13 protein-coding genes are annotated in these 11135 nt (G+C 42.2%); 11 read left to right on the forward strand and 2 right to left on the reverse strand.

Features of this window, described 5'->3' with window-relative positions; all coding sequences use genetic code 11:
* The first annotated feature begins 3 nt into the window (after nucleotides 1-3).
* Nucleotides 4-594: a lysozyme family protein gene (locus tag ACLOR3_RS04000; RefSeq protein ID WP_412037045.1), complete on the forward strand. Its 591-nt coding sequence runs from the start codon at nucleotides 4-6 to the stop codon at nucleotides 592-594.
* A gap of 193 nt (nucleotides 595-787) precedes the next feature.
* A complete protein-coding gene (locus ACLOR3_RS04005; protein WP_411400328.1) occupies nucleotides 788-1801 on the forward strand; it encodes a DUF1002 domain-containing protein in 1014 nt (337 codons plus the stop codon).
* Between the two features lie 275 nt (nucleotides 1802-2076).
* Here ACLOR3_RS04005 and ACLOR3_RS04010 read toward each other — a convergent pair whose 3' ends face one another.
* Nucleotides 2077-2382: a hypothetical protein gene (locus ACLOR3_RS04010; RefSeq protein ID WP_023023261.1), complete on the reverse strand. Its 306-nt coding sequence runs from the start codon at nucleotides 2380-2382 to the stop codon at nucleotides 2077-2079.
* Between the two features lie 308 nt (nucleotides 2383-2690).
* The gene (gene guaA / locus ACLOR3_RS04015) at nucleotides 2691-4256 is read right to left on the reverse strand and encodes a glutamine-hydrolyzing GMP synthase (protein WP_048691204.1); all 1566 of its coding nucleotides are present in this window, start codon (nucleotides 4254-4256) and stop codon (nucleotides 2691-2693) included.
* A gap of 138 nt (nucleotides 4257-4394) precedes the next feature.
* Here guaA and ACLOR3_RS04020 point away from each other — a divergent pair, with 138 nt between their 5' ends.
* The 9 genes from ACLOR3_RS04020 to ACLOR3_RS04060 form a co-directional block, all read left to right on the forward strand.
* Nucleotides 4395-5093, forward strand: coding sequence for a GntR family transcriptional regulator (locus ACLOR3_RS04020; protein WP_411400327.1), 699 nt, complete (start codon nucleotides 4395-4397; stop codon nucleotides 5091-5093).
* 41 nt (nucleotides 5094-5134) lie between these two features.
* Nucleotides 5135-5368, forward strand: coding sequence for a hypothetical protein (locus ACLOR3_RS04025; RefSeq protein WP_412037012.1), 234 nt, complete (start codon nucleotides 5135-5137; stop codon nucleotides 5366-5368).
* Nucleotides 5369-5597: 229 nt separating this feature from the next.
* A complete protein-coding gene (locus ACLOR3_RS04030; protein WP_411400325.1) occupies nucleotides 5598-6575 on the forward strand; it encodes an NAD-dependent epimerase/dehydratase family protein in 978 nt (325 codons plus the stop codon).
* Entirely contained in the window at nucleotides 6550-7365 is an 816-nt protein-coding gene (locus ACLOR3_RS04035) for an MBL fold metallo-hydrolase (protein WP_411400324.1), read from the forward strand. Before ACLOR3_RS04030 ends, ACLOR3_RS04035 begins: the two co-directional genes overlap by 26 nt.
* On the forward strand, nucleotides 7343-8611 hold the full coding sequence (locus tag ACLOR3_RS04040; protein ID WP_411400323.1) for a F390 synthetase-related protein: 1269 nt from the start codon (nucleotides 7343-7345) through the stop codon (nucleotides 8609-8611). The genes ACLOR3_RS04035 and ACLOR3_RS04040 overlap by 23 nt, the downstream gene beginning before the upstream one ends.
* A gap of 11 nt (nucleotides 8612-8622) precedes the next feature.
* The gene (locus ACLOR3_RS04045) at nucleotides 8623-9567 is read left to right on the forward strand and encodes a 3-oxoacyl-[acyl-carrier-protein] synthase III C-terminal domain-containing protein (protein WP_411400322.1); all 945 of its coding nucleotides are present in this window, start codon (nucleotides 8623-8625) and stop codon (nucleotides 9565-9567) included.
* A gap of 79 nt (nucleotides 9568-9646) precedes the next feature.
* The gene (locus ACLOR3_RS04050; protein ID WP_003001435.1) at nucleotides 9647-9979 is read left to right on the forward strand and encodes a putative DNA-binding protein; all 333 of its coding nucleotides are present in this window, start codon (nucleotides 9647-9649) and stop codon (nucleotides 9977-9979) included.
* Between the two features lie 2 nt (nucleotides 9980-9981).
* Complete coding sequence (locus tag ACLOR3_RS04055; RefSeq protein WP_037606554.1) at nucleotides 9982-10197, forward strand: hypothetical protein; 216 nt, start codon at nucleotides 9982-9984, stop codon at nucleotides 10195-10197.
* A 17-nt stretch (nucleotides 10198-10214) separates the two neighbouring features.
* Nucleotides 10215-11135, forward strand: a 921-nt coding sequence (locus ACLOR3_RS04060; RefSeq protein ID WP_412037013.1) for a signal recognition particle protein, incomplete at its 3' end; no start/stop codon positions are given.

The following is an 11135-nucleotide window of genomic DNA, read 5'->3' on the forward strand; positions in this document are numbered from 1 at the left end:
CGAATAATAAAAATTTTCTTTTGCCTCTTGCTCGTCTTTTTCATATACAAGGGCTATCAGATACACCGGGATGTCAAACAGGTCATGACTTATCGTACCTTAGTGCGTGAAGTACTGGCTGAAGAAGATACCGGTACAAATGAAGATCTGATCCTTGCTATGATTTATACAGAGACCAAGGGTAAGGAAGATGATGTCATGCAGGCCAGTGAAAGTGCAACAGGCCAGACAAATTCTATCACCAACAACAAAGAAAGTATCCGCCAAGGAATTCAAACCCTCTCTGAGAATCTGCGAAAAGCAAAGGAGAAGGGAGTTGATCCTTGGACAGCTGTACAGGCTTATAATTTTGGACAAGATTACATTGAATATGTAGCAAAAAATGGCGGGAAAAATAGTCTTGAATTAGCCCGTAAATACTCAAAAGAAGTGGTTGCACCGAGTCTTGGAAATGTCACAGGGAAGACCTATCTTTATCTCCATCCTATTTCATTTTTACATGGCTCAGAGCTCTACGTTAATGGGGGAAATTATTATTATTCACGTCTCGTTGAAATGAATCAGTTCATCATGAAACTATTTTCCTGGTTCTAATACAGGCAGTCGCTCTAAACAAGGGAAGAATCCCTTGTTTTTTTATGGAGCAAACTGTCATCTGTTTTTAAAGAAGCTGTAAGCCAGTCTTAAGATAAAAAGGATAGACTAGAAGGGAGGCAAAAGGAAAAACCTGCTTCCTTTTTATTGTCCGAAAGAGTTTTAGTATGATAGAAGTAGTTATGGAGAAGGTATGAAACTATTCAGGAAATTTATTGGAATCTTTATTGTTGGCTGGTTGGCACTCCTTGCAAGCTCTTCAACAGTTTTTGCCGACGCAACCATTCAGAAAGTCATTGATCAAAAATATAGCCAACCTGACTATGTCATTGGCTCATCATTGGATGAATTTCAAGTCGAGCAAACCCTCAGTCTCTTGATGTATAACGAAGAAAAGGAGAAGGAATGGAAAACCATGAATCCTTCTGCTTATACAAGTTTTACTATTGATGAGAACGGAGATCATTATTCCTCTGTTAAACTACAGAAACAAGCCAAGAAAGCGCCTATTAGCGTGCACATTGTCACTCCTCAAAATATAACAGAAGTAACAGCGGATATGCATCGAAATGCACTGACCACTCTTGGGCTAGAACATGCCGAAATCACGATTGCGTCTCCAACAGAAGCATCAGGCCTGAGTGCCCTTGCAGCGGTCGCATACTCCCTTAAGCAAAATGGTAGCACCATATCTGATGAAAACAAAGCACTTGCTCAGGAAGAATTATCCCTGCTTGCAACCATCTATAAAGAGAGTGCCCGTAGAAAAGGCTTCCATGAAGATAAGCTCAATGTAGCTGTCATCGATCTTAAAATCGCAGCGCTAACAGGAAGCAATCAAGACAAAAAGCTCGAGAAGAAAGATTTCCAAAAGCTGGTAAAAAAGATTCTGGAAACTTATCAATTAGAGGGTGCTATAACGGATGAACAAACCAAACAATTAGTTGATTTTGCTAGCAAGCTTTCTAATAGTCAGCTAAGCTCTGATAAAAACCTTGTCAAGTCCCTCAAAGCTCTAAAACAGGATATCATTGAGAAAGCAGGAGATAGCTTTAATACGATTGATACCAAGCTCAATACAGAAACACTACTGAAAGAAACCAACAAGCTTCCTCTATATTCCGTGATCGGCCTAGGAGTCCTCATGCTCCTAGGAATCGGTTTAATTGTTTATCGTTTTCATACTCAACAAATCAAGAGGAAATAAACTATAAAAAAACCAATGCTAGATGATTTCAGTTCAAATACGAAGTATTTTTAGAAACTTTCCTTAAGTGAGTGAGGAGGTTAGCTGAAATTATCCAGTGGATGATTTCAGCAATCCAGGAAGTTCCATGACTAAGTTTTGAATCATACTGTTTCAAGCACTTTTCTCACTGAGAAAATTTCAAAATTGCTCGTATATCATCATTATTGATTCAATGAAATTGTTTAGATGATTTTATGTAAGATAAGATTAAAAAGCCATCGAATGATGGCTTTTTAATCTGTTACTTCGATTGAGAGATAAGGAATACCTAAGATTTTTCCGAAGATACCTAGAAAAGTCTTCCATGCCGAGCCTTTAATGACAGCAGTTTGACCAGCTTTTACGATCACTTCCTTAGAACGAGTAAAGGCTCCTCTTTGATCTACGTAAACCTTAACCATATCAAGCCCTTCAGGAAGCGGAAGTGTAACGGTTTCGTCTTTGCTTAAGTTGGCAACACATTCTCCATTGATATAAACGTTTACCTTCATTAATACACCTACAAGGCCTGTTTGACGCGAAACTGTAATTTCAGACATTTGATTCTCCTAACTTTATGAATTCCTTACTCAAAAGGAATAGATTTAAAACTATCATAACATAAGTACGAGCTTCATACAAGAACCTGTTTCATTCTAAATTATTTAATATTAATCTAACACCCAAATAGAGTTCACAAGTTCCGTCTATATTTTCTTTGTTTATTGAATTAGGAAATTTTGCTCCTTAATATAGACTGCCTGGAACTGGTCTAGAGGTAGAGGTTATTTTGATTATAAACACTGTCTTACATATATAAAAAAAACGCTGAAATCAATGATTTCAAGCGTTATTTTATCAAGTCATTTTATTCCCACTCAACAGTTGCAGGTGGTTTACTTGTGATATCATAGACGATACGGTTAACGTGATCAACTTCGTTTACGATACGTACAGAGATTTTTTGAAGTACTTCCCAAGGGATTTTGGCAAAGTCAGCTGTCATTCCATCGATAGAAGTGATAGCACGGATGGCAATGGTATAGTCGTAAGTACGACCGTCACCCATAACACCTACAGAACGAACGCCAGTGTTAACAGTGAAGTATTGCCAGATATCGCGGTCAAGACCTGCTTTGGCAATTTCTTCACGAAGGATCGCATCGGATTCACGAACAGTTTCAAGTTTCTCTTCAGTGATTTCACCCATAACACGGATCGCAAGACCTGGTCCTGGGAATGGTTGGCGCCATACGATGTGGTCTGGCATGCCAAGCTCTGTACCGAGAGCACGAACTTCATCCTTGTAAAGAGTATTGAGTGGCTCAATCAGTTCAAACTGCATGTCTTCTGGAAGTCCACCCACATTGTGGTGAGACTTGATGGTTTGAGCAGTATCCGTACCTGACTCGATGACGTCTGTATAAAGTGTACCTTGAGCAAGGAATTTCACATCTTTTAGCTTGCTTGCTTCATCATCAAAGACATAAACAAACTCGTTACCGATAATTTTCCGTTTTTGTTCAGGGTCAGATACACCTGCCAATTTGTCCAAGAAACGTTTGGCAGCGTCTGCTTTAACGATATTCAAACCAAACTTACCACCAAGCATATCCATCACTTGGTCAGCTTCCCCTTTACGAAGAAGTCCGTGGTCTACAAAGATACAGATCAATTGATCACCGATGGCTTTTTGAAGGAGAACCCCTACAACAGAAGAGTCAACACCACCAGAAAGTCCAAGGAGAACACGTTTGTCTCCAACTTTTTCACGGATTTGTTTGATTTGCATCTCGATAAAGTTATCCATAGTCCAGTCACCTTTGGCACCACAGATATTCAAGGCAAAGTTACGAAGGATATCATAGCCATGTACTGAGTGACGAACCTCTGGGTGGAATTGGATACCGTAGATTTTCTTATCTGGATTTTCAATCGATGCATACGGACAGTCAGCAGAAGTACCTGTACGAACAAAGTCAGCAGGGATTTCTGTAACAGCATCCCCGTGGCTCATCAAGACCAATTGTTTGTCTGGTGTGCCTGCAAAGAGAGCAGAAGACTCCGTCAAGCTAAGCTCAGATTGACCATATTCACGGTTACCAGCATCGCCTGCAGGAACAACCTTCCCACCAAGCTTGTGAGTTAATAACTGCATCCCGTAGCAGATTCCCAAAATTGGAATTCCAAGTTCAAAAATCTCTGGATCAATATCGAAAGATCCTTCTTCATACACTGAGTTTGGTCCGCCTGAAAGAACGATCCCAACTGGATTGATTTCACGCACTTCAGCTGCAGTAATCTTGTGACTCTTCAATTCTGAAAAGACACCAATCTCACGAATACGACGAGAGATGAGCTGATTGTACTGGCTACCGTAGTCAAGCACGATGATTTTTTCAACATCATGCAAATCAGTTGATAGGTTTGTCATCTTTTCCCCTTCTTCTAGAAAATTCTTTTCCTCTATTCTAACACAAAAGCCCCTTCATTACCAATCAAGACTGACTAGGATTGAAGATTTAACAAAATTGCGCTACAATAGGTTATAACACACAGAAAGAGTAGCAAGATGATTCCAGCTTACATACAAATTCACGATCAAATTAAAGCCGAAATTGACCAGAAAATCTGGAAAATTGGACAACGCCTCCCTAGTGAGCGGGACTTGGCTGAGAAGTTCCAAGTGAGTCGCATGACCCTTCGTCAAGCTATTACACTTTTGGTAGAAGAAGGAGTACTGGAGCGCCGTGTTGGTAGTGGTACCTTTGTCGCTAGCACGCGCGTCCAGGAAAAGATGCGGGGGACGACTAGTTTTACTGAAATCATGAAGGCCCAAGGGAAGATCCCTTCGACACAGGTTATATCCTACAAACGCACTATTCCTAGCCTTCAAGAAGTAGATAAGCTTGGTATTGACAAGACTGAAACAATTGTTCGAATGGAGCGGGTTCGTTACGCAGATGGAGTTCCTGTTGTCTATGAAGTTGCCTCGATCCCAGAAAAATTTATCATAAACTTCAAAAAAGAAGAGGTGACTAGCCATTTCTTTCAAACCTTAGAAAAGCATGGCTATCGCATTGGTAAATCTCAACAAACCATCTATGCACGATTGGCCAAAGAAAAGATTGCTCATTACTTAGAGATTCCCAAAGGACATGCTATCCTTGGATTGACCCAGATTTCATATTTTGATAATGGCACAGCTTTTGAGTATGTAAAAAGTCAATATGTCGGAGAACGGTTTGAATTTTACTTAGAGAATAATTAATTTACATAAATTATATTATGTAAATTATATAAGAAGTTTTTATGTCTCGAATTAAAATTGATGCTGTTGCAGCACCTCTCAGTGGACACCTTTATCCTGTCCTCTTGCTTTTAGCCCCATTATTGAATGACCCTAACTATGAGATTCGGATTTTTACAGGGCCTCAAAAGCTAAAAGTAGCAGAAGTTATGTGCTTTACTCTTGTCCCTATTATGAAAAACCAGATGGAGCAGGGATTTTCTTTCAATGCGTCAAAAATGGGATTCCAGCTTTAATCCTCCGGCATGACTATGACCAATATGATTACGCTATCCGTGGAGTAGAAGCAGGAGTAGCCTTGCAAGCTCCCAAGGACAAGAGTCAAAAGATCGCTCAAGCCTTTGAGCAATTACTTGCAAGAAAAGGCTGATCCCAACTCAAAGAGCTCCAAAAGAGAGCCCAGGCCTATGATGCCACCAGCATCTTAAAGAAAGAAATTCATCGCTTAGTTAAAAAGGAGACACCATGAAAGTACTTGTAACAGGAGCAACAGGTTTTCTAGGAAAATATGTGGTAAAAGAGTTAGTAGCAGAAGGCTACTTTGTCCGCGCTTTTGGTCGGAATGAAGCAGTAGGACAAAGCTTGGTTTCAGACCATGTGGAATTCTTCAAAGGAGATCTGAGTTCCAAGCAAGCAGTAGAAGAGGCATGTAAGGGCGTTGAAATGGTCGTCCATGCTGGAGCTTTATCCACTGTTTGGGGGCCTTGGGAGAGTTTTTATCAAGCTAATGTCCTCGGTACTCAACATGTTTTAGAAGCTTGCCGTACTAATAAAATAAGTCGCTTGGTCTATGTTTCTTCACCAAGTATTTATGCGGCTCCGAAAGATCAAATCGGCATCAAAGAAGAAGATGCTCCAACTGAAAATCATTTAAACAACTACATCAAAAGCAAGTTGCTATCAGAGAAACTCTTTCCTGCATACCCGGATGTTCCCAGCATTATCCTTCGTCCTCGTGGGCTCTTTGGCATTGGGGATACAAGTATCCTTCCACGTGTTCTCAAGCTAAGCCAAAAAATTGGAATCCCCTTAATCAAGGAAGGCAAGCAATTGATGGACATGACCTGTGTTGAGAATGTTGCTTTGGCTATCGCTTTGGCTCTGAAAGCTGATAGGGCAGAAGGTCAAGTCTATAACATTACCAATGGCGAGCCGACTCCTTTTAAAGAACTAATTGAAGAAGCCTTGCAGGGCCTGAAACTTCCTATTCGTTATAAAAAATTACCTGCCTTTCTTCTAGGTGGCTTGGCTTCTAGCTTAGAGGTTCTTTATCGGTTCTTACCTCTAAAGGGTGAGCCACCATTAACTCGCTATACCTACTACCTATTGCGTTATAGCCAGACACTTGATATTTCAAAAGCAAGAGAAGAGTTGGGTTATGAGCCACGCATCAGCATCAAGGAGGGAATTGCCCAGTATGTCCAAGATTATCGAAAGCATTAAGTACTTCCCTGCTGGCTATTGTACCAGCAATCTCGCCTTGCTCTTTAAGGGGCAGAAAAGAAAGAAGATGGTTTTTCCAGCCGGCGTCTATCTCCTCAAACACCGAGAGCATGGTTATATTCTATACGATACGGGCTATCATTATGAGATCAAAAGTAAATTCCGTTATCTTTATTACCGTCTTGGAACTCCTATGCAGATGAAAAAGGAAGACCAGATCGATTGCTTGCTTCAAGCGACTGGGATTTCACCAGATGACATATCCTATGTCATCCTCTCGCATTTTCATCCAGACCATCTAGGAGGAGCGGGTTGCTTCAAGCAGGCACGCTTCTTGGTCACAGAGAGAGCCTATCACGTCTACCAGAAGCCCAGCTTCAAGGATTTAATTTTTAAAGAGTTTTTGCCGGAACATTTTGAAGAGGCTGTCCAAATTATCCAGCCTCAGGGAACCAACCCTCGTTTTGCTTATACGGAAACAGTAGATATCTTTGGAGACGGCAGTATTCTCCTGAGTTCCCATGATGGGCACGCTAAGGGACAAGGCTGTCTTTTCCTTCCGGAATATCAATTGTTTATTGGTGCTGATCTCTGCTGGGGAATTGACCTTCTCCCCTTGACAGAGCAGATGCGCTGGATTCCTAGTCAAGTTCAGGATAATGGGAAGGACTATTTAGAAAATGTCAATTTCCTCCGTACCTTGTTAAATCAAGGATTCGCTGTTCTCGTCAGCCATGATCCAATTGAACGGGTAGAAAGAATACTAAATGAAAAAATGGACCTTTCTTAAAACCTTTTACCAAACCCGCTGGGGGCATCGCTTCAAGAACCGTGAGGAACTGGAGCGCTACCAAGAAAAAGAACTACAAAACTACCACAGCTTCTTACTCCAGCATTCCCCCTATTTCTCTCAAGGTGTTCCAAAAGACTTCCGCTATATGGACAAGACCTTTATGATGGAGCATTTCAATGAGTTAAATACCCAAGGAATCGACCGGGATCAGGCTCTTGAAATGGCGATTCGCGGTGAGCAGTCTCGTGATTTTACAGAGATGCAAGGAGAAGTAGCAGTTGGTCTTTCCTCTGGTACCTCCGGACACCGGGGGATCTTTATCACGACAGAAACAGAACGTAGTATGTGGGCAGCCGCTATACTCGCTAAAATGCTCCCCAAAGGAAAGCTCCTTGGTCACCGCATTGCCTTTTTCCTCCGTGCTGATAACCAGCTCTATCAAACCATCAATTCTCCCTTGATTCGCCTAGAGTATTTTGATATTTTCAAAGATAGCCAAGAGCACATCGGGCGTTTAAATGACTACCAGCCGACCATCCTTGTGGCTCCAGCCTCTACCTTATTAGATTTAACCAAGTATCTGGAAAATCAGACCCTGGAGATACAACCTCAAAAGGTCGTTTCCGTCGCTGAAATCTTAGAGGATCGGGACCGGGACCTCATCCGTCAAGCATTTGATCTTTCTAAGGTCAATCAGGTCTACCAAGCAACAGAAGGTTTCTTAGCCTGTACCTGTTCCGAGGGGAATCTGCACCTCAACGAGGACATTTTATCAGTGGAAAAAGACTATTTGGATGACCACCGTTTTTATCCTATCATTACTGATTTTAAACGTAGGAGCCAACCTATTTACCGCTACCGGCTCAATGATATTCTGGTAGAGGATCCGGATGCCTGTAGCTGTGGTTCTGTCTTTACAAGGATTGCTAAAATTGAGGGACGATCAGACGATATCTTTTATTTCAAGAAAGCAGACGGCGAGCTACAGATGGTTTATCCAGACTTTATTCGGCGTTGTATCCTCTTTGTCGAAGGAATTCAAGACTATCAAGTGACGCAAACCGAAGATGGACAAGTCCAGGTTGCTCTCAGCAAACGTTCATCTGAGATAGAAGAGGCTATCCTCAACCAATTTCAAGTCTTAGCAGATCAAAAGGGCTTTATCATGCCCACTCTAACCTTTATTGACTACCAATGGGACACAAGTCGCAAACTCAAGCGCGTACAACGTCTTCAAAAATAGGAGGAAGCATTATGACAAGTGTACAAAGACACGTTCGTATTAAAGGCTATGGAACAGCCTTACCCAAGCATCAAGTCACCTTTAAGGACCAGACACGTTACCGAGTAAAAGAAGACGAAGAATCTCAGATCGACTTAGCTGCTCGTGCTATCGAACAAGCACTAGAGCAAGCAGGATTGACCATGGCAGATATTGACTGCCTAGTTTCAGCGAGCGCCGTAGGCGTTCAGCCGATTCCTTGTACAGCTGCTTTGATCCATGAGCGCGTGGCCAAGGGACTTACGATTCCTGCCATGGATATCAATACCACCTGTACCAGCTTTATTTCAGCCCTTAGTACCACTTCTTATCTGATCGAAGGTGGCGAGTACAAGCGTGTCCTCATTGTTTCAAGTGAGGTAGGAAGCCTGGGCCTTAATCCAAAGCAGAAAGAAAGCTATGAACTTTTTAGCGATGGAGCAGCAGCCTTTATTTTTGAAGCAACAAGCCAAGACAAAGGAATCATTGCTAGCATGCAACGGACCTGGTCTGAGGGAGCCCATGATACCGAAATTCGTGGTGGTTTGACAGCTTATCATCCGAAATTGTACTCTGAATCAACCAAGACTGATTTCATGTTTGATATGAAGGGTAAGAAAATTTTACTTCTATCTGCGCGTGTTATTCCTGACATGTTCCAAGAATTTCAAGAAAAATCCGGCATTTCTAAAGATACAGTAGACTATATTATTCCCCACCAAGCTAGTCGAGCTCTTCCTTTAGTCATGGAAAAATTAGGAGTCCCAGACTATAAATATCTTAACATCGTCAGCGATTACGGAAACATGGTTTCTGTAGCTGTGCCTTTTGGTTTAGCCTATGCGCTTGATCATGGCTATGTGAAGGAAGGAGATACCATCTTCTTGATTGGAACCGCGGCAGGTATGACGGTCAACATGTTAGCACTGAAACTCTGATGATTTATCCTCTCATTTCAACTCAAAAAGCATCAAGTCCCGCTAGTCTTTGGCGGGCTTTTTTGATATAATGAAAGGTATGGAAATTGAGAAAACCAACCGAATGAATGCGCTCTTTGAGTTTTACGCAGCGCTCTTGACGGACAAGCAAATGAACTATATCGAGCTTTATTACGCAGATGACTACAGCTTAGCTGAGATTGCGGAAGAGTTCGGGGTCAGTCGTCAGGCGGTTTATGACAATATTAAGCGGACAGAGAAGATTCTAGAGGATTATGAGATGAAGTTGCATATGTACTCTGACTACATTGTACGCAGCCAGATTTTTGATCAGATTTTAGAACGCTATCCGGAAGATACTTTTCTACAAGAGCAGGTTGAAATTTTATCCAGCATTGACAATCGGGAGTGATTATGGGCAGTCTCGTCATTTATCAAGGAATACCTTGCAAACTATTAGTCGCAGAGGAAGTATTTCCTACTCGACTACAGATTATCTCGCCCAATGATATCTCCAAGGCTATGCAAATAGGTTTTAGCTGTTGGGGATATCCAAATGAAATCATGAAAGAAGTCACACCCGAAGAACTAGAATGTTTGCAACATTTCGGACGATTTCCACTGAATTGAAAAAATAGGAGAAAATAATGGCATTTGAAAGTTTAACCGAACGTTTACAGAACGTCTTTAAAAATCTTCGTAAGAAAGGGAAAATCTCTGAAGCGGATGTCCAAGAGGCAACCAAAGAGATTCGTCTTGCCCTCTTAGAGGCCGACGTTGCCCTTCCTGTTGTAAAAGACTTCATCAAACGCGTCCGCGAGCGTGCTGTAGGTCATGAGGTCATCGAAACCCTCAACCCTGCCCAACAAATCGTCAAGATTGTCGATGAAGAATTGACAGCCATTTTGGGTTCTGAGACAGCAGACATTATCAAATCTCCAAAGATTCCAACCATTATCATGATGGTCGGTCTTCAAGGGGCTGGTAAAACAACCTTTGCAGGGAAATTGGCCAACAAATTGGTCAAGGAAGAAAATGCACGTCCTTTGATGATTGCGGCCGATATCTATCGACCAGCAGCCATTGACCAGTTAAAGACTCTTGGTCAGCAGATCAATGTCCCTGTCTTCTCACTCGGTACAGAGGTGCCTGCAGTGGAGATTGTACGTCAAGGTTTGGAACAGGCGAGAGCCAACCACAATGACTATGTCTTGATCGATACGGCCGGTCGTCTGCAAATCGATGAAAAACTCATGGGCGAGTTGCGTGACGTCAAAGCCCTTGCTGAGCCGAATGAAATCCTCTTGGTTGTCGATGCCATGATCGGTCAAGAAGCAGCCAATGTGGCGCGTGAGTTTAACGAACAACTCGAAGTGACCGGGGTGATCTTGACCAAGATCGATGGGGATACCCGTGGTGGTGCGGCCCTTTCTGTCCGTCAGATTACTGGAAAACCAATCAAGTTCACTGGTACTGGTGAAAAAATCACCGATATCGAAACCTTCCACCCAGACCGCATGTCTGGTCGGATCCTCGGTATGGGGGATATGCTGACGCTGATCGAGAAG

The organism is Streptococcus intestinihominis, assembly GCF_046824975.1.
Classification (GTDB): Bacteria; Bacillota; Bacilli; order Lactobacillales; family Streptococcaceae; genus Streptococcus.

Coding starts and splice junctions, on each gene's coding strand:
- ACLOR3_RS04030 (WP_411400325.1), top strand. CDS start 5,598: ATGAAAGTACTTGTAACAGGAGCAACAGGTTTTCTAGGAAAATATGTG.
- ACLOR3_RS04050 (WP_003001435.1), top strand. CDS start 9,647: ATGGAAATTGAGAAAACCAACCGAATGAATGCGCTCTTTGAGTTTTAC.
- ACLOR3_RS04025 (WP_412037012.1), top strand. CDS start 5,135: ATGTCTCGAATTAAAATTGATGCTGTTGCAGCACCTCTCAGTGGACAC.
- guaA (WP_048691204.1), bottom strand. CDS start 4,256: ATGACAAACCTATCAACTGATTTGCATGATGTTGAAAAAATCATCGTG.
- ACLOR3_RS04005 (WP_411400328.1), top strand. CDS start 788: ATGAAACTATTCAGGAAATTTATTGGAATCTTTATTGTTGGCTGGTTG.
- ACLOR3_RS04040 (WP_411400323.1), top strand. CDS start 7,343: ATGAAAAAATGGACCTTTCTTAAAACCTTTTACCAAACCCGCTGGGGG.
- ACLOR3_RS04035 (WP_411400324.1), top strand. CDS start 6,550: ATGTCCAAGATTATCGAAAGCATTAAGTACTTCCCTGCTGGCTATTGT.
- ACLOR3_RS04045 (WP_411400322.1), top strand. CDS start 8,623: ATGACAAGTGTACAAAGACACGTTCGTATTAAAGGCTATGGAACAGCC.
- ACLOR3_RS04055 (WP_037606554.1), top strand. CDS start 9,982: ATGGGCAGTCTCGTCATTTATCAAGGAATACCTTGCAAACTATTAGTC.
- ACLOR3_RS04020 (WP_411400327.1), top strand. CDS start 4,395: ATGATTCCAGCTTACATACAAATTCACGATCAAATTAAAGCCGAAATT.
- ACLOR3_RS04010 (WP_023023261.1), bottom strand. CDS start 2,382: ATGTCTGAAATTACAGTTTCGCGTCAAACAGGCCTTGTAGGTGTATTA.